Origin of the sequence: Sphingobacterium phlebotomi (assembly GCF_008180195.1) — a bacterium.
In the GTDB taxonomy this organism is placed as follows: domain Bacteria; phylum Bacteroidota; class Bacteroidia; order Sphingobacteriales; family Sphingobacteriaceae; genus Sphingobacterium; species Sphingobacterium phlebotomi.
The window spans coordinates 31,916-49,380 of sequence record NZ_VTAV01000013.1 but is presented as its reverse complement, the minus strand read 5'-3'; the positions used below and the strand labels follow the sequence as shown (position 1 = coordinate 49,380).

Annotated in this window: 15 protein-coding genes; 8 read left to right on the top strand and 7 right to left on the bottom strand. The window is 40.6% G+C overall.

What is annotated here, in order from left to right; translation table 11 throughout:
• Window positions 1–141: 141 nt before the first annotated feature.
• Genes pdeM through FXV77_RS16135 form a run of 4 tightly spaced genes read right to left on the bottom strand, consistent with a single transcriptional unit; the run spans window position 142 to window position 5,840 of the window.
• Complete coding sequence (pdeM, locus tag FXV77_RS16150) at window positions 142–792, bottom strand: ligase-associated DNA damage response endonuclease PdeM (protein ID WP_148920276.1); 651 nt, start codon at window positions 790–792, stop codon at window positions 142–144.
• Window positions 789–3,251: a ligase-associated DNA damage response DEXH box helicase gene (locus FXV77_RS16145; protein WP_246162495.1), complete on the bottom strand. Its 2,463-nt coding sequence runs from the start codon at window positions 3,249–3,251 to the stop codon at window positions 789–791. Before FXV77_RS16145 ends, pdeM begins: the two co-directional genes overlap by 4 nt.
• Window position 3,252: 1 nt before the next feature.
• Complete coding sequence (locus tag FXV77_RS16140; protein WP_148920275.1) at window positions 3,253–4,833, bottom strand: ATP-dependent DNA ligase; 1,581 nt, start codon at window positions 4,831–4,833, stop codon at window positions 3,253–3,255.
• Entirely contained in the window at window positions 4,830–5,840 is a 1,011-nt protein-coding gene (locus FXV77_RS16135; protein ID WP_246162494.1) for a ligase-associated DNA damage response exonuclease, read from the bottom strand. The genes FXV77_RS16140 and FXV77_RS16135 overlap by 4 nt, the downstream gene beginning before the upstream one ends.
• A 65-nt stretch (window positions 5,841–5,905) precedes the next feature.
• On the opposite strand from FXV77_RS16135, the gene FXV77_RS16130 reads away from it, so the two are divergent.
• Both FXV77_RS16130 and FXV77_RS16125 read left to right on the top strand, forming a co-directional pair.
• Complete coding sequence (locus FXV77_RS16130; protein WP_148920273.1) at window positions 5,906–7,162, top strand: putative DNA modification/repair radical SAM protein; 1,257 nt, start codon at window positions 5,906–5,908, stop codon at window positions 7,160–7,162.
• Window position 7,163: 1 nt separating this feature from the next.
• Window positions 7,164–7,925 (top strand): TIGR03915 family putative DNA repair protein, encoded by a 762-nt coding sequence (locus FXV77_RS16125; RefSeq protein WP_148920272.1) that lies wholly within the window; start codon window positions 7,164–7,166, stop codon window positions 7,923–7,925.
• Between the two features lie 22 nt (window positions 7,926–7,947).
• Here the strand turns inward: FXV77_RS16125 and FXV77_RS16120 are convergent, their stop codons facing one another.
• Window positions 7,948–9,351 carry a glycoside hydrolase family 28 protein gene (locus FXV77_RS16120; protein ID WP_246162493.1) on the bottom strand — a complete coding sequence of 468 codons (1,404 nt, stop codon included), beginning with the start codon at window positions 9,349–9,351 and terminating at the stop codon, window positions 7,948–7,950.
• A gap of 372 nt (window positions 9,352–9,723) precedes the next feature.
• Between FXV77_RS16120 and FXV77_RS16115 the strand changes: the two genes are divergently transcribed.
• From FXV77_RS16115 to rpmA, 5 genes are all read left to right on the top strand, one after another.
• Window positions 9,724–10,701: a YihY/virulence factor BrkB family protein gene (locus tag FXV77_RS16115; RefSeq protein WP_148920271.1), complete on the top strand. Its 978-nt coding sequence runs from the start codon at window positions 9,724–9,726 to the stop codon at window positions 10,699–10,701.
• A gap of 64 nt (window positions 10,702–10,765) precedes the next feature.
• A complete protein-coding gene (locus FXV77_RS16110) occupies window positions 10,766–11,062 on the top strand; it encodes a hypothetical protein (RefSeq protein WP_148920270.1) in 297 nt (98 codons plus the stop codon).
• 103 nt (window positions 11,063–11,165) lie between these two features.
• Window positions 11,166–13,076: an amidophosphoribosyltransferase gene (locus tag FXV77_RS16105; RefSeq protein ID WP_148920269.1), complete on the top strand. Its 1,911-nt coding sequence runs from the start codon at window positions 11,166–11,168 to the stop codon at window positions 13,074–13,076.
• A gap of 89 nt (window positions 13,077–13,165) precedes the next feature.
• Window positions 13,166–13,477 carry a 50S ribosomal protein L21 gene (gene rplU / locus FXV77_RS16100; protein ID WP_105722005.1) on the top strand — a complete coding sequence of 104 codons (312 nt, stop codon included), beginning with the start codon at window positions 13,166–13,168 and terminating at the stop codon, window positions 13,475–13,477.
• Window positions 13,478–13,528: 51 nt separating this feature from the next.
• Window positions 13,529–13,795, top strand: coding sequence for a 50S ribosomal protein L27 (gene rpmA, locus FXV77_RS16095; protein ID WP_148920268.1), 267 nt, complete (start codon window positions 13,529–13,531; stop codon window positions 13,793–13,795).
• Window positions 13,796–13,943: 148 nt separating this feature from the next.
• Here the strand turns inward: rpmA and queA are convergent, their stop codons facing one another.
• Complete coding sequence (queA, locus tag FXV77_RS16090) at window positions 13,944–14,993, bottom strand: tRNA preQ1(34) S-adenosylmethionine ribosyltransferase-isomerase QueA (RefSeq protein WP_148920267.1); 1,050 nt, start codon at window positions 14,991–14,993, stop codon at window positions 13,944–13,946.
• 211 nt (window positions 14,994–15,204) lie between these two features.
• Between queA and FXV77_RS16085 the strand changes: the two genes are divergently transcribed.
• On the top strand, window positions 15,205–16,452 hold the full coding sequence (locus FXV77_RS16085) for an ABC transporter permease (RefSeq protein ID WP_148920266.1): 1,248 nt from the start codon (window positions 15,205–15,207) through the stop codon (window positions 16,450–16,452).
• A 13-nt stretch (window positions 16,453–16,465) separates the two neighbouring features.
• Here FXV77_RS16085 and FXV77_RS16080 read toward each other — a convergent pair whose 3' ends face one another.
• On the bottom strand, window positions 16,466–17,440 hold the full coding sequence (locus FXV77_RS16080; RefSeq protein ID WP_148920265.1) for a helix-turn-helix transcriptional regulator: 975 nt from the start codon (window positions 17,438–17,440) through the stop codon (window positions 16,466–16,468).
• Between the last annotated feature and the right edge of the window lie 25 nt (window positions 17,441–17,465).

The following is a 17,465-nucleotide window of genomic DNA, read 5'->3' as shown; positions in this document are numbered from 1 at the left end:
TTATGATGATGCAAAGATAGTGTATTTTTTACACTGTGCCAAATTTTTTAAAAAAATTAATGAAATTTCCATATTTGCGTGTGATGGACTTCCGTTTATTTCGATAAGTCTCTAATTTTGCCATGCAAATTGTTGACGGAGCTAATGAACACAAAAAATAGCTTGCTCGTGAAACGCATAGCGAACCGCATCACCTGGAGCTAACTTCGTATCAAAACCGGTAAACAGACTAAAAGCGGGTAATATAAGTTGTTGTGCCGAGACGACAAAGCATGGAAAGGTAATGGATCTTTTTGTAGGCATGCGTACACTGATGCCTGGATGTACATGTCCACTGATGGTGGGTACGTGGGCTATAGAAGATGTTTGGTGCGTAAAACAAATGCTGTCTACACGCCAATCTTGATAGGTTTCGTGAATACCCATTTTTTTCCATTGTTCGTTGGAGAAACGATCGTGGTTGCCTTTGATTAAAACAAATTTGATAGAAGGGAACTTAGCAATGAACAATTGCAACAAACTGACCTCAGTGTTAGCACCCGCATGAATTAAATCGCCTACAATAATGACTTGTTTAACGGGAAAATACTGTATCAATTGTTCCAAACGTTGTAAATCCTGTAGCGTTACCTGCGCGGGAAGGGCAATGCCATTTTTTCTAAAATGTGCCGCTTTACCTAAATGTAAATCAGAAAGAACAAGTGTATTATGTTCTTTCCAGAACAACACGCGCTGGTTTGTCAATGTCAATAATGCCCCCGAAAAGGATATATCTTGTGTAATAATATTCATCGCTTTCTTTTGGGAGATTTCCAATTGCGCTGCTGCAGTCGTTGGATGCGGCTTGCCAGATCTTCGCTTGATAAGGATTGCCGCAGACTATCTACTTTGATCGGAAAACTCAATGGTGTAAATCCAGTTGCAAATTTATAAATGATTTTGCTATGATGTATCCGTTGGAATGCGGCGACCAGCCGTGGCTCTTCCAATTGTTGGTTGAATGCTTCTGCGTAAGCTTGACGTAACAATAGATTGTGTGGATCGTGCTCTTCCAAAACTTGAAAAATAATTCCAGAGGAGGCTTGTAAGGATTTGTTCTTTTGTTGCTTTCCATGAAGGTTTTGAACAACCATACCCGAGATAACGGCAATATCCCGAAACTTTCGTTTAGCCATCTCCGTCGCATTTATACTACTAATCACATCTTCCATCAAATGTTCCCGACTAAGGATTTTTTTTAGTTGTGATGCATCTAATGCAATTTCTGAATCGGAAAATAACTCAAATCCGTAATCGTTCATCGCCATAGAAAAACTGATCGGGATTAAACGGCTGATACGATAGGCGATTAATGTCGCCATGACTTCGTGTACGAGTCTTCCTTCAAATGGATACATAAAGAGGTGGTATCCTTCTTTAGTATGAATGGACTCTACTAAAAATTCGTCTTCTGCCGGAATATGCGAATGTTCATTTTGACTTGCAACCAATGGATGCAAGAACTGTAACTCTTTTTCACCACTATGGGGATGTGTAGCGCGAGCCAGTTTTTGACGCAAGAATTGACTTAAATTGGAACTTAATGGTAAACGACCCCCCAGCCAACTTGGCGTAAAGGCTTTGCCGGAAGAACTCCGGACGTAGGCAGTCATTTCTTTGACACGAACAAGTTCTAATATACGGCCAGCCAAAACAAATTTATCTCCACTATGCAGTCTGGAAATAAAATATTCCTCCACCATGCCGATGTAGCCTCCGGAGAGAAATTTAACCCGCATCATCGCATCGCTTACAATAACACCCAGATTCATCCGATGTAGCATAGCGATACGCCTTTTCTCAACCACTAACAGATGATCTTCTTTTTGCACGACTTTATGAAACTCCTCGTAATTCTTTCCTATCGCACCACCTTGTGTGATGAACAAAATGCACCAATCCCATTCTTCGCGGGTTATCTCTCCAAACGCAAAGGTCTTTTTGACCATTGGATATATATCCTCCGCTTTAAATCCACCTCCCAAAGCTATGGTGACCAGGAATTGAACCAATACGTCAAACGTGAGCACCATTGGATCTCGATTTTCGATCGTCTGGGTTTTGACAGCTTCTTTTAAAGCGGCTACTTCAATTAATTCCAGTGAATGTGTTGGAACAAAGTATATTTTGGAGAGCTCGTGTGGTGAATGCCCGCTACGTCCCGCCCGTTGCATAAAACGTGCCACCCCTTTGCTTGATCCGACTTGAACAACAGTGTCCACGGGCTTAAAATCTACTCCTAAGTCGAGAGAAGAAGTGGCGACAACAGCTTTTAGCCTTCCTTCGCTGAGCGCTTCCTCTATCCATTGCCTGATATGACTATCGATGGAGCTATGGTGTAATGCAATTTGTCCGGCAAAATCAGGATATGCTTCCAGCAGCAATTGGTACCACATTTCACTTTGGCTCCGGGTGTTGGTGAAGACCAATGTAGATTTACTTGCCAAAATAATAGGGACAACTTGTTCCGCCAGTTTGCCACCTAAATGACCAGCCCAAGGCAATACCTCTACTTCTGTTGGAAATACAGGAATAATGGCAATTTTCTTTTTCTCGCGAGCAACGATTCTTACGCTTTTCTTAACATCGGGTAGGAGCACCTCCATGGCGTCGTCCAAATTGCCAATGGTCGCGGTGATGCCCCATATTCGAAGCGTGGGATATTGATGTTTTAAAAATCCTAATGCCAATTCAACCATGACCCCCCGCTTTGTGCCGAGTAGTTCGTGCCATTCGTCTACTGCGACACACTGCAAAGTCTGGAAGAAATGTTGTCGACCTTTTTGCGCGAGTAGCAGGTGGAGGCTTTCGGGTGTTACCAACAATACATCGGGCATCTGTCGGCTTTGTCTTTGTTTTATTTTGATATCGGTATCGCCATTCCGTACTTCCACCACCCAGTCTAGACCAATCTCATCAATGGCTTCCTGCATGGCACGGGCCAAATCTTTTGCTAAGGAGCGCAAAGGCGTAATCCATAATAGTTTTAGTCCTTTCTGGTAGCGAGAAGGGTTATTCATAAAGTCGATTAATACCGCAAGAAAAATGGAGAAGGTCTTTCCAAATCCGGTAGGAGCTACCACCATTCCACTATAACCATTGCCATATTTTTTCCAAGCTTTTTCTTGGAAGCTAAAAGGTGTGTTGCCTTTTTGTTGCATCCAGTTGGTAATAATGTTATAGCCTTCCGTATGTTGCTTGTTGTTTTTCAAGTCAGTGAATCATTTTTTTGATTTCTTCAATATTGTCAATATCCGCAACCGTTTTGTCTGTTCGCCAGCGTGCTATCCGTGGAAAACGTAAAGCCACACCCGATTTATGTCTATTACTCAAAGCAATACCCTCAAAAGCTATTTCAAACACCAGTTCGGGTTTAACGGTTCGTACCGGACCAAACTTTTCGATGGCATTTTTGTTGACAAAACGACTGACCTCTTTGATTTCTTTATCTGTTAGTCCAGAGTAAGCTTTTGCAATGGTGACTAAATGCTCGCCATCTCGCACAGCAAATGTATAATCTGTGTAATAGGCACTCCGTCGCCCACTTCCCTTTTGGGCATAAATTAAAACAGCGTCAATCGTCAACGGGTCAATTTTCCATTTCCACCAATCACCTTTCTTGCGTCCGGTGTGATAAGGTGATGCTTTGTGTTTTAGCATGATCCCCTCGCTGTTGATGGAACGGGCATTTTCCCGAATTGTTTTTAACGCGTCCCAATGATCAATGGTAATAACAGTGGACAATTGTAAGTGTGGAGACGGGTTAAGGAAGAATAATGCTTCCAATTGGTGCCGTCTTTCCAACATGCTTTTGTGTCGCCAATCTTCGCCTTCCCATTCCATAAGGTCGTAGGCGTATACTTGAACCGGAAACTCTTCTAATAATTTTTTTGTAACCGTTTTTCGGTTTAATCGTTTCTGTAAAGCTGAAAAATTCATCACTGCGTGTTCTTTCACGACCAGAATTTCGCCGTCGATGACAAAATTTCCTTGCCATTGCAGCAAAACGTCTCTTATCTCCGGAAACTGATCGGTAACCAGTTCCTCGCCACGTGACCATATAAACACCTCGTCGTCTCGTTTGATAAACTGTCCGCGGATACCATCCCATTTATATTCAATTTGCCAATCTTTCACATCGCCCAATTCATTCAATTCTTTTTCCAATGGATAAGCTAAACAAAAAGGGTAGGGTTTGGAAAGCTGTGTATCCGTATAATGGCCTTTTATGAGATCATCGAACGTCACTTCACCCATTTTCCAATCGCCCATAACACTATGTGCTACCGCACTGGCGTCCATTTGGTAATGTTTTGCCAAAGCGTTGATGAGCGTTTTAGAGGAGACACCTAACCGGAAACTACCGCCTAATAATTTATTAAAAATAAAACGCTCGGTGGTAGGAAGGTTGTTCCACGCTTGCAAGACAAATTCTTTTTTTTCGTCTTCGGTACTATCTTTCAGCGTTATAATCAGATTCATCCACGCTGTCAATGTCCGGTCTGTATAATACGATGGTTCTGGTAAAACCAAGGCAATTGTTTCACCCAAATCACCCACAGCGCCATAAGATTCTTGGAATAACCATTCGGGAATAGCAGCAACTTCGATGGCCCATTGTTTCATCAATGTCGTGTTAATATTACGCTTGGGCCGTTTTCCGGTGAAGAGGGCGAGAAACCAAAGTTTGTCGTCATTGTCGGCTTCATGAAGAAAACGGTCGATAGCTTCCAATTTTAAATTGGTTTTGTTGGTGCTATCCAAGGCATTAATTAAAGTGGCAAAGGCTCTCATGATTTTCTAGCTGCTGTTTCTTCAACTTCTTCTTCTTCTTCTCCAAACGCTGTCCTAATTTCTTCTGCTAATATCCCGATTTCATTCAGATATTTGGCAAATACTGCCGTTTGTCCATGTGTTATATACACCTTTTCGGCTTCGGTCGCCTTTATGGCATCCAAAAGCCCTTGCCAATCTGCATGGTCACTTATTGCAAAGCCTGCATCGGCGCTCCGCCAACGGCGGGATCCCCGCACTTGCATCCATCCCGAGCAAATAGCATTTGCCATATTGGGTATTTTACGGATCACGTTGGAGTCGGCTAACGCAGGCGGAACAATGACTATGCCCTTATCTACATGTTTTATATCTTCTTGAAAATTGATAATAATGTACGGAGGCAATTCAATACCGACACTTTCGTAAGCTTGATTGAGTTTGCCGATGGAATAGTGTACATGTAAAGGGGAAATACCGGCAAGAGCCTTCATGATGCGTTGGGCTTTGCCCAGCGAGTAACCAATAAACACGGATGTTTTACCGTTTGCCTGATTTTGTAAGAACCAATTCTGCAATTGCTGATTTTGCTGCTCCACCGAGAGCCAGTTATAGATAGGGAGTCCGAAAGTGCTTTCGGACACAAATTCGTGGCATTTGATAGGTTCGAAAGGGGTCGACAAACCGTCGTTTTGAATTTTGTAATCTCCAGACACAACAGATATCTTTCCTTTATATTCCATTCTGATTTGGGCAGATCCCACAATATGCCCCGCGGGGTGTAACGATACTTTGACGTTATTGATATACAGCGGTTCGTTATAGGAAATACCTTGTATAGCAATGTCATTCCCAATACGGCTTTTTAATATCGGAACCGTAAAATGGTGGCACAGGTACTTTTTCATACCCCATCGCGCGTGGTCGGCATGACCATGCGTCACCAAAGCAAAGTCTACAGGTTGCCACGGGTCGATATAGAAATTACCTGGTATACAATAGATACCTTCCTGTCTGAATTGTAGCATATTAATAAATAACCAATTTTCTGTCGTTATGTTTTAGCTAAAAAAATTAGTATTTTTGTTTTGTTATGCAGCGGATTGAAGAAAAACTGAAGATATTGGCCGATGCAGCCAAATATGATGTGAGTTGTAGCTCTAGTGGGAGTACGAGAAAGAATAAAGGCGGAATTGGCGATGCTTCGGCATCGGGCATCTGTCATACCTATACCGAAGATGGACGTTGTGTTTCATTGCTAAAGATCCTATTGACTAATCATTGTATCTATGATTGTGCTTTCTGTGTAAGCCGTAAAAGCAATGATGTGAAGCGTGCAGCTTTTACCGTAGAGGAAGTGGTAGACCTCACGATGAATTTTTATCGACGAAATTATATTGAGGGGCTTTTTCTAAGTTCCGGGATCTTCAAAGATGCAGACTTTACGATGGAACGTATGTTACGGATTGTAAAAAAACTTCGGCAGGAAGAACGATATAACGGTTATATCCATCTCAAAACGATCCCAGGTGCGAGTGAAGAACTGGTAAAAGAAGCTGGATTATATGTGGATCGAATGAGTATCAATCTGGAATTACCAACAGAGGCGGGGCTTAGGTTGGTGGCTCCTGAGAAAAATCATGACGCTGTAAAGAAACCATTGACTTTTGTAAATGAACAGATAAAATCTTTTAAAGAAGAAAAGAAACTCATAAAACATACACCGATTTTTGTGCCCGCCGGTCAAAGTACGCAAATGGTGATCGGTGCAACGCCCGAAAATGATTTTGAAATCATGCAGGTCGCCAATGATTTCTATAAAAATTATAATCTGAAACGGGTGTATTACAGTGGCTATATTCCCATAAACAATGGAAATGCACTATTGCCTCAAATTGGCTCAGCACCACCTTTGGTTCGTGAAAATCGCTTATACCAAACGGATTGGTTATTGCGTTTTTATGGTTTTCAACTCGACGAGATTTTAAATCCCCAACATATACATTTAGATTTGGATATAGATCCTAAATTAAGTTGGGCATTACGTAATCCTCATTTCTTCCCGGTAGATGTGAATACCGCCGACTTTAATGCTATCATTCGTATACCAGGAATCGGCCGCCAATCGGCACTTAAGATTGTACAGGCAAGGAAATTTGGTCGGTTGCATGCTTATCAACTCCAAAAGATGGGCATTGCCTATAATCGGGCAAAATATTTTTTGCACTGTGCAGATTCTCCTTTTATACTAGGGCATCCTAGTATGGAGCATGTTCGAGGTGCTATATTGAGCGAAAATAATAGGAAGAATCGACAACAGATTGCTCCGGGACAGTTAACGTTGTTTTAATATGTATTATTTGTTTGATGGGACATATCTGGGCTTTTTATGTTGTGTATTTGAAAGCTTTGAAAGAAAGGAGACGAATATTATTCCGATCACACATGAAGATCATCAAATAGATATGTTTAAAGATAGAAGAACAGTCGTCACAGATAATCCGAAAGCAAGACGTGTTCAGAGAGGGTTACAAGTACGGATAGGAAAAGCAGAAGCGACGGATTTTTATCGGGTATTTCTTTCGGAAGATCGTAAAGCCTGGCAGGCTTCTTTCTTTATCCTGTGTCAAATCTTTACAGGTCGGAAAGATATACGGCAGCATTATGGCAACGACCATGTGCTGTATTTTTCCCAAGTTCTAAAAAAGGTGAGTCGCGAACGCCATCGCATGAAGGCGTTTATCCGTTTTAGTAAAAGTGCTGATGGATTGTTCTTTGCTTTGGTCGAGCCTGATTTTAATGTGTTGCCCTTAATTTCGGATTTTTTCCAGAAGCGATATGCGGATATGCCCTGGCTTATTTACGATATGAAACGAAAGTACGGTCTGCTCTTCGATACGCACCAAGTAGGAGAGGTGCGGCTTAGTCCGGAAGAAACACAAGATAGTACCGCACCGGCTGTCGCCATTGCAATGGATGAACGGGATGAACTTTTCCAGCACCTCTGGAAGCAATATTATACCAGTACAAATATTGAAGCACGCAAGAATATGAAGTTACACCTGCAACATGTTCCAAGAAGATACTGGAAGTATCTGGTGGAAAAGAAATAACGACTGATCTATGACAGGTTCATTATTGCACGTGGGACGGTACTTTGACTTCGTCTCCGATAACGAGATTATTAAATACAATGTTTTCTGCGTTGGTAAAACTGACAGCTGTTTTGGCGGTGTCTATATGGATATTTGAGAAGTGTATGTCGCTCACTTTTTTAGTTGGATAGCCCTGAATGACTAAGGCCGCATTACGCACTTTATTACAGCGTAGGCTGTCGACAAAAATATTCCGTATGTCCGTTTCATGCCCCGATCCCTCGCCATGATAATAAGAAGTAACGAAGAAGCAATCTTCCACTTCGCCAAACTCCACATTGTTAACATAAATATCACGGATAAAACCACCCCGATCGGGATTTGATTTTAAGTAGATGCCACGTTTGCAATATCCACCAAACGTGCAATTTTCTACAAAAACATTTTTTACCCCGGCGGACATTTCGCTTCCGATGACGACACCGTGTAATCCTTTAAACCGGCAATTACGGATAATAATGTTTTCAGAAGTAATTCCGGTTTTCCTGCCTTCGTGATCCCGCCCGGCTTTAATGGCAACATTATCGTCAGCATTATTAAAATCAATATCTTCAATTAAAATATTCTTGGAATACTCCGGATCAAATCCATCGTTATTTTTATTGAAAGCATCAAACTTCACCCTTCTCGCCGTAATATTTTCCGACTTTAATAAATGAACACACCAGAACGGCGAGTTGGTTAACGTGACATCCTCGATCAAGACATTTCTACATTCGAAAAACTGTATCAAGTGCGGTCTTAAATAGTGTCCTGAACCAAATACACGATCTTCTATTGGTGTGTCTTCATGATTCATCTTCCTGTTTAGCATTTGACTTGGTTTTTGCTTTGCATGCCAGGTGCTGAAGGTGTCCTTTGCGTTTCCATCAACTATACCTTCACCGATAATTGCAATATTCTCCGCTTGATAGGCATAGATAAAGGGACTGTAATTATACAGGAATGTCCCTTCCCAACTCGTTAGCACCGCAGGCAAATAGTCGTCTGGATTTGAGCCGAAAACTAATTTAGCTCCTTTTTGTAGATCGAGGGTAACATTGCTTATTAAATGGATAGGGCCGTTTACCAGATAGATGCCAGGTTGAACGACAATTCTTCCGCCACCTAGTGCTTTGCATTTTTCTAATGCTTTATCAAAAGCAGGTTTATTATCCGTCAATGAATCACCTAATGCTCCAAAATCTTGTAAATTAATCAAATTTGTGGGAAGGGAAGGAGGAGTGATGAGGCTTAGAATTTGATCCCGCTTTTGTATCCTTGATTGATTTTCTGTTGCGTTGTTATTACAGGAGGAAATAATCAGCAAAATGATAGTGAAAGAATAGAGATTTTTGAACATAGCGATGGAGTTTATTTGAAACTGCTGGGCCAAAAATAACATTTCTCATTTGTTTATTGATAAATGGTGGGGGCTAAAATTTGTGTCGTTGATTGTAAATGGTATTTATAAAAAATATAACTCCTCCTAAAAATAGAACGGAACCGGTAATAATAATAACCGGGCCAAGAGGATGATGAACATAGATCCAGGCCAACCGCATACACATACCACCGATGAGGATAGCGACGCCGGCTAAGATCAGTTTTTTATTTCTTATTATAGGATGTCCATGTCGTTTCATGTTATAACAGAACAATATAGAAGGTAAATTGTTGCAAGATTAACGGTCAGTATAGATGCGGTTCATGAAGGTTTTTTAAACTTTTAGAAAGTCAAGCCGTTTATTACATGTAGATATTTAGCGTATAGCGTATGACAAAGGATAAAGGAAATTTATTTAAATCCCACTTTGCTATTTTAAAGAATACGGTGATGGGTTTTACGAGTGAAGATAGTCTGAAGTACAGTGCTTCATTGGCTTATTATACGGTCTTTTCCTTGGGGCCTATTTTGGTACTCATGATTTCACTTGCTGGAATTTTCTTGGGTGAAGAAGCCATCCAGGGAAAGGTTTTTGAAGAACTACGCGGGTTCGTGGGTGCAAGTGCAGCTAGTCAGATTCAAGATGTTATTAAGAATTTATCTCTTTCAGGAAAATCCAATATAGCCCTGGTTGTAAGTGCTGTGACGCTACTGTTGGGAGCAACCACGGTATTCGGCGATATCCAAAACTCGATCAACAAAATTTGGCATGTACGTCCAAAGGTAAAGAAAGGCTGGCTCAAGATGCTTAAAGATAGGTTGCTGTCCTCTTCGTTGGTTATCGGGCTTGGTTTTCTATTAGTGGTTACATTGATCATTAATGGAACTATTTTAGCTTTTACCGATAGTTTGCAACGGTTTTTTCCCGATGCTACGGTAATTTTGTTCAGTGGGCTCAATTTTTTCTTGTCTTTTTGTGTCATCTTCGTTTTATTCGCCGTGATTTTCAAAGTATTGCCCGATGTCAATATAGAATGGCGTACGGTAAGGTCGGGTGCATTGTTCACAGCACTGCTTTTTGTGTTCGGGCGTTTTTTGATTGGTATATATATTGAAAGTTCTGACACGGAATCAACATATGGCGCCGCGAGTTCTATAGTCCTGATTTTACTTTGGGTTTATTATACGGCTGCCATTTTATATTTAGGCGCTATTTATACGCGGGAGTATGCTACCTATAAAGGTGTGCCGATAGAACCTTCTGAATTTGCCGTACATATAGAGGTGAAGGAAATCGAACGGGAGGTGGATGAGATTCCACCGGCACCATTGACAGCGGATGAAAAGACTATCGAAGTGAAGAAGTAGTTACTCTTGGAAAACTAATCGCTGTATTGGTTGTTTATTTTTGTAGGAAATAAATCATACTGTTATGCAAGATTCAAGAAAAGATAAATCCGAAAAGGACGAGGATAAAGATTTACCAGGATACCTACATTATCCGGAAAGCGAAGATATATTTACGCAGGAAGAACGTATTTTGAGCGATAGAGTCGGGCAGGAAGAAGAAGAGGAGAAGAGAGCACGTTCACTCGATGAAGGATTGGATGTGCCTGGATCCGAATTAGATGACGCCCAAGAGGAAATAGGTTCAGAAGACGAGGAAAACAACTACTATAGTCTAGGTGGCGATAATCACGAAGATTTGGAACAGAGCGACGATATTTAAATATCGCTATTTTGTCATTTGTTTATGTTTGTTACGATAGGAAGTACAAAGAAAGGATAATTTTTTATAAATAATTTCTACCTTTGCACCATCAATTCAAGCTATGAGTGACGCAATAAAACATGAGTGCGGGATAGCACTTGTTCGATTACTAAAACCCCTGTCTTATTATCAAGAAAAATATGGTACGCCCTATTATGGTATCAACAAAATGTATCTTCTCATGGAGAAGCAGCATAATCGAGGCCAAGATGGAGCGGGTATAGCCACTATTAAATTTGATGTACAGCCCGGTCATCGTTATATCTCCCGATATCGTGCGATGGGTCCATCTGCGGTAGCGGATATTTTTGAATACATACAAAAGAAATTCGCGGCGGTGAATAAGGCGTATCCTGTAGAATCTAAGGATACCAAATGGCTCAAGCAACATGTGAGTTTTACAGGAGAAGTGCTTTTAGGGCATTTACGTTATGGAACGCATGGTAAAAACAGTATAGAAAGTTGTCACCCGTTTCTTCGTCAAAACAACTGGATGAGCCGGAATCTCGTAGTTGCGGGGAATTTTAATATGACGAATGTAGATGAACTGTTGCAACAGCTATACGAATTGGGACAGCACCCTAAAGAGCAGGCCGATACCGTTACGGTGCTGGAGAAAATCGGACATTTCTTGGATGATGAAAATCAGGAATTATTTGACAAGTTTAAAGAAGAGGGTTATTCCAATATTGAAATAAGTGCGTTGATTGCTAAAAACATCGATGTCGCGAAAATATTGACCCGTTCGGCAAAGACTTGGGATGGTGGATATACTATAGCTGGAATCTTTGGTCATGGTGATGCCTTTGTGATGCGCGACCCCGCAGGAATACGCCCTGCTTTCTATTATCAAGACGACGAAGTTTTGGTTGTTGCTTCGGAACGTCCGGTTATCCAAACGGCATTCAATATACCTTTGGGAGCAGTTAAAGAAATTAAGCCGGGACATGCTTTGATAGCTAAAAAAGATGGGACGATTACAGAAGAAATGTTCCGCCAGCCGGTAGAACAGAAATCTTGCTCCTTCGAACGCATCTATTTTTCGAGAGGGTCAGATGCCGATATTTACAAAGAACGTAAAGAATTGGGGCATTTATTATGTCCACAAGTATTAAAAGCAGTAGACAACGACATCAAGAATACCGTGTTCTCGTTTATTCCAAATACAGCAGAAGTGTCCTATTATGGTATGATGGAAGGTATAAATACCTACGTAAGAAACTACCAGAAAGACGTGTTGTTGAATCGTGCCGACAAGATTTCAGATCAAGAACTGGAAGAAATGATCAACATTACGCCGCGTTTCGAGAAACTGAATGTCAAAGATGCCAAGCTCAGAACTTTTATCACGCAGGATGCCGACCGTACCGATATGGTACAACACGTTTATGATACAACTTATGGTATCGTACAGGACGATGTTGACACTATCGTGGCTATCGATGATTCTATTGTGCGGGGAACTACGCTTAAACAAAGTATCTTAACGATATTAGACCGATTGCATCCCAAGAAAATCGTGATCGTTTCCTCTGCTCCGCAAATTCGATATCCAGATTGTTATGGTATTGATATGTCGAGAATGGGTGAATTTGTCGCTTTTGAAGCTGCTATTAATTTATTAAAGAGCAATGGATTGGTGCACATTATCGATGAAGTCTATCAGAAATGTTTAGCATCGCTTACCATGCCAAAGGATGAAGTGGAGAATTATGTGAAAGTCATTTATGAACCTTTCACGGATGAAGAAATTTCTGCGGAAATCGCCCGGATTATTCGTCCACATCATTTAGAAGCAGAATTGGAAGTCGTTTATCAGACGTTAGATAACTTACACAAAGCCTGTCCGAATCACTTAGGTGATTGGTACTTTTCGGGCAACTATCCAACACCGGGAGGAAATAAAGTGGTTAATAGGGCCTTTATGAATTGGGTAGAAGGTAAAAACGTACGGGCTTATTTTAGCAGTTAACGAGGTTTTTTACTTTTTATTTTTTAAATTTTACTTTATTTCATACCTTTGCAGCTTATTGAAATATTAACAAATTATATTAAATAACAATGTACGCAATAGTAAATATAGCAGGACAGCAATTTAAGGTTGCAAAAGACCAGTATCTTTTTGTGCACCGCTTACAAGGAGATGAAGGCGCTAGTATTGAATTTGACAATGTATTGTTAGCAGAAGATGCTGGTAAATTCACAGTAGGTGCGCCTACTATCGAAGGAGCAAAAGTTTCAGCTACGATTTTGTCTCATTTAAAAGGTGATAAAGTTATCGTTTTCAAAAAGAAACGTCGTAAAGGCTATAAAAAGAAAAACGGTCACCGTCAGCAATTTACCAAAATCCAAATCACAGGAATTAGCCTGTAAAACGAAACAAGAATTTTTAATCTGACTTTACGTCATAAATTAAGATAAAAAATGGCACACAAAAAAGGTGCGGGTAGTTCCAAGAACGGCCGTGAGTCACACAGTAAGAGATTAGGCGTTAAAATTTTTGGTGGTCAACAAGCTATCGCTGGTAACATTATCGTTCGTCAGCGTGGTACAAAACACAACCCTGATAAAAATGTTGGTATGGGTAAAGACCATACCTTGCATGCTTTGGTTGATGGTACTGTTGTTTTCCGCAAAAAAGCCGACAATAAATCTTATGTATCCGTAATTCCTGCGGAGCAAGTAAACTAAGTTTTGTTGTAATACTATAGAAAATTGGAAAGCCGTTGAGTAACACACTCAACGGCTTTTTTTTGCCCCCTACTTCCTACTGCTCAAAAAAGAAGAGACGCAGTGTCCACACTGCGTCTCTTCTTTTTGTATATTATATGCCAGGTGATTAGATAATCAACATGGCATCACCGTATGAATAAAATCTATATTTTTCCTTCACGGCTACTTCGTAGGCATTCATAACGTTTTCGTACCCACCGAAGGCTGCAATCATCACTAAAAGGGTTGACTCCGGCGTGTGAAAGTTTGTAATCATAGCGTTGGCTATGCTGAATTCATAGGGCGGATAGATGAACTTGCTTGTCCAATCGTTGGCTGGTTTTAAATGTTTATCCGCAGACACCGAGGACTCAATAGCCCGCATAGATGTGGTTCCGACTGAACAGATACGTCTCTTTTCGTCGATACCTTTATTCACCGTGTGAGCGGCATTCTCGCCAATGATAAACTGTTCCGAGTCCATCTTGTGTTTGGTGAGATCTTCTACTTCTACTGTACGAAAAGTACCCAGTCCTACGTGTAACGTCACCTCTGCAAATTCAACTCCTTTTAATTCTAGTCGTTTCATCAATTCACGCGAGAAATGGAGTCCTGCGGTAGGCGCAGCGACAGCTCCCTCGTTTTTGGCGTAAATCGTTTGATAACGAAATTTATCTTCCGGTGTTGCTTTTCTTTTTATATATTTTGGAAGTGGGGTTTCTCCTAGGATTTCAATGTTGCGACGAAATTCTTCATCGGTGCCGTCGAAAAGAAAACGGATGGTACGGCCGCGCGAAGTGGTGTTGTCCACGACTTCAGCAACCAAAAGGTCCTCCTCCCCAAAATAAAGTTTGTTGCCTACGCGGATTTTACGTGCTGGGTCAACCAATACATCCCATAAGCGTAATTCTTTGTTTAATTCTCTCAATAAGAACACTTCAATCGTTGCCCCGGTTTTTTCCTTATTCCCGTACATACGAGCAGGAAACACCTTGGTGTTGTTTAAAATCATGACGTCCTTGTCATCGAAATAATCCAATACGTCTTTGAAAATTTTGTGTTCTATCTTTCCCGAATCACGATGCAAAACCATTAAACGTGATTCATCACGCTGTTCTGATGGTTCCGTTGCCAACAAAGATTCTGGTAAATTGAATTTAAACTGTGATAATTTCATCTAATTATTTTTTTTCATTTGTTGATGAGAGCTCAATGTAAATAATGACAGCCTTGTGTTACCTGTATTATTTACATTTCGGTTTCATTTTTCGCTTCGATATTTTCTGTTCTGTTGAAACCTTAACAATTCAGTTCGGTTTAGGTTTCAAAAATGCTTACAAAGTTAAGCATAATAAAACGAAAAAAAATATTTACTTTTATCCCTATATATGTTTTTGATTTTAACCCTTATCAAAGAAAGTTTTTTGTTTGCGCTATCAGCGTTGCGTGATAACCGTACACGCACGTTATTGTCTTTATTGGGGGTTACTATTGGGATTATGACGATTATTGGTGTTTTCTCCGCTGTTGATACCTTGCGGAATAATCTGGAGGAATCGGTGCGTAAAATAGGAAGTCGTACGTTATATGTAGAAAAATGGCCTTGGGGTGGTGGCGGAGAATATCCTTGGTGGAAATATGTTAATCGTCCTGAACCTAAATATGCAGATTATGAATCAGTAAGGAATAGGATGACCACGGCTGAAGAAGTAGCTTATTCTATTAATATATCTAATTCTACAGCTAAATACGGAAATAATTCGGCATCAAATATTAACGTGACAGCCGTTACGCACGAGATGTATTCAATTAGAAACCTCGATGTGGTAGACGGACGCTATTTTACAGAGCAGGAATCACGTGCTGGAAGCCATAGTGTAATTTTGGGAGCGAACATCGCTGAAGGCTTATTTCCCAACACGACTCCGATTGGCAAATATGTTACACTGTTGGGGCGGAAAATGCAGGTAATTGGTGTGTTAAAGAGGGAGGGTTCGGGTGTGCTTATCAATGTCTCCAATGACGATGTTGCCTATATTCCGTTCACATTGGCTCGTAATCTGGTGAACTACGAACATTACGGTCCTAGTATAGCGATTGAAGTTAAGCGACAATATTCATTGGACGAAGCTGAAAGTGAATTGATTGGTATTATGCGATCTGCCCGCCGTCTACCTCCTCAGCGTGAAGATGATTTCTCGGTTAATCAAACGACCCTTATTACAGCACAGCTCGACCAGATGTTTGGTATTATCAACCTTGCCGGATTTTTTATCGGTATTTTTTCTATCCTTGTGGGTGGTTTTGGAATCGCCAATATTATGTTCGTTAGTGTAAAAGAACGTACCAATCTCATTGGCATCCAGAAAGCGTTGGGCGCGAAACAGTTTTTTATTCTATCTCAATTCTTAATAGAAAGCATCCTGTTGTGCCTCATCGGCGGGGGAATTGGACTACTGATTGTGTATGGGCTTGCGGCTTTGGTAGGGGCCTTAGCCGGTGTGACTATTGTCGTGAGTGTGAAAATGGTGATTCTGACAACGGTGTTATCTACGCTTATTGGTTTAATAGCGGGTATTGTGCCAGCTATTCAGGCGGCCAAACTTGATCCTGTAGAAGCTATTCGTAGTAAATAGTTCAAACAACGTATCATTTTCCGGTCTTTACCTCGCCAGGGGAGATACCATAATATTTCTTGAAAGCACTGCTAAAATTGTTCTGATGTCCATAACCCGTGCGTATGGCGACCTCATATACCGATATTTTTTCTTCCAGCAGCATGACACGCGCTGTTTCCATACGGATTCGTGTAAGATAATCATGTACCGTTACTGAAAAATATTCCTTGAAATCCTTTCTCAACTTACTTTCGCTCATAAAAACTTCTTGTGCCAATTCTTTTTGATTAGGAGGGTTGGCCATCCGTTGCTCGAGTATCTGCCGGGCCAATTCTAACTTTTTAACATTATCTTCTTCATATAGTGATGAAGAACCTCTATTATCGGTTTTTTCGTTATACTGTTCGAATTGATACATGAGCAGTTCTACAATACGTGACTCCGTATGTAATCTACGAATCTCTCCGGTTTTTTTGGAATCTATAAGTTCTCGAATCGTTTGTTGCATTTCATAGGTTGCAATTTGATCTTCTTCGGCAAAAGATGTGTAATCACCTTTCTCTATTTGTTCAACGAAGTGTTTGTGCAATAGAGAGTCTTTTTTTATTAGATTGAGATAGTATTCTTTTGATATAACGGCAATAAAGTAAGTGTATTCTATTCCCGCTTTGATCTCATGGGTATTTTTTATGGTTGGAATATAACGGATATTATGACGACTCATGCCATATGGGAGTTTACTGTTTGGGGTCTTGAAAAAGATAAATTGACTGGTAATGGCTTCTCCCTCGATCTCGGTGTAAATGTGAGCGGGCCGATCTGCTTGCATGTGTGTATGCAGAATGAAAAGTCCACTTGTTGATAATTGGAAGTTGTGCATAACGATAGGACTTCGCACAATTTCTTCCCGTTTTTCCACAAGCGGTTTATCAGGTAGATACTGATCTGGAATTTCTTCTATAAAAAGCCATTCGTCTAATTCTATGATTTTACTTTTTATCAACATAAACTTTAACCGTCTGAATATTAGT

Excerpts from the sequence above, each read along its gene's own strand:
- pdeM (WP_148920276.1), bottom strand. The coding sequence starts at position 792 with ATGAATATTATTACACAAGATATATCCTTTTCGGGGGCATTATTGACA.
- FXV77_RS16140 (WP_148920275.1), bottom strand. The coding sequence starts at position 4,833 with ATGAGAGCCTTTGCCACTTTAATTAATGCCTTGGATAGCACCAACAAA.
- FXV77_RS16135 (WP_246162494.1), bottom strand. The coding sequence starts at position 5,840 with ATGCTACAATTCAGACAGGAAGGTATCTATTGTATACCAGGTAATTTC.
- FXV77_RS16130 (WP_148920273.1), top strand. The coding sequence starts at position 5,906 with ATGCAGCGGATTGAAGAAAAACTGAAGATATTGGCCGATGCAGCCAAA.
- FXV77_RS16125 (WP_148920272.1), top strand. The coding sequence starts at position 7,164 with ATGTATTATTTGTTTGATGGGACATATCTGGGCTTTTTATGTTGTGTA.
- FXV77_RS16120 (WP_246162493.1), bottom strand. The coding sequence starts at position 9,351 with ATGTTATTTTTGGCCCAGCAGTTTCAAATAAACTCCATCGCTATGTTC.
- FXV77_RS16115 (WP_148920271.1), top strand. The coding sequence starts at position 9,724 with ATGACAAAGGATAAAGGAAATTTATTTAAATCCCACTTTGCTATTTTA.
- FXV77_RS16110 (WP_148920270.1), top strand. The coding sequence starts at position 10,766 with ATGCAAGATTCAAGAAAAGATAAATCCGAAAAGGACGAGGATAAAGAT.
- FXV77_RS16105 (WP_148920269.1), top strand. The coding sequence starts at position 11,166 with ATGAGTGACGCAATAAAACATGAGTGCGGGATAGCACTTGTTCGATTA.
- rplU (WP_105722005.1), top strand. The coding sequence starts at position 13,166 with ATGTACGCAATAGTAAATATAGCAGGACAGCAATTTAAGGTTGCAAAA.
- rpmA (WP_148920268.1), top strand. The coding sequence starts at position 13,529 with ATGGCACACAAAAAAGGTGCGGGTAGTTCCAAGAACGGCCGTGAGTCA.
- queA (WP_148920267.1), bottom strand. The coding sequence starts at position 14,993 with ATGAAATTATCACAGTTTAAATTCAATTTACCAGAATCTTTGTTGGCA.
- FXV77_RS16085 (WP_148920266.1), top strand. The coding sequence starts at position 15,205 with ATGTTTTTGATTTTAACCCTTATCAAAGAAAGTTTTTTGTTTGCGCTA.
- FXV77_RS16080 (WP_148920265.1), bottom strand. The coding sequence starts at position 17,440 with ATGTTGATAAAAAGTAAAATCATAGAATTAGACGAATGGCTTTTTATA.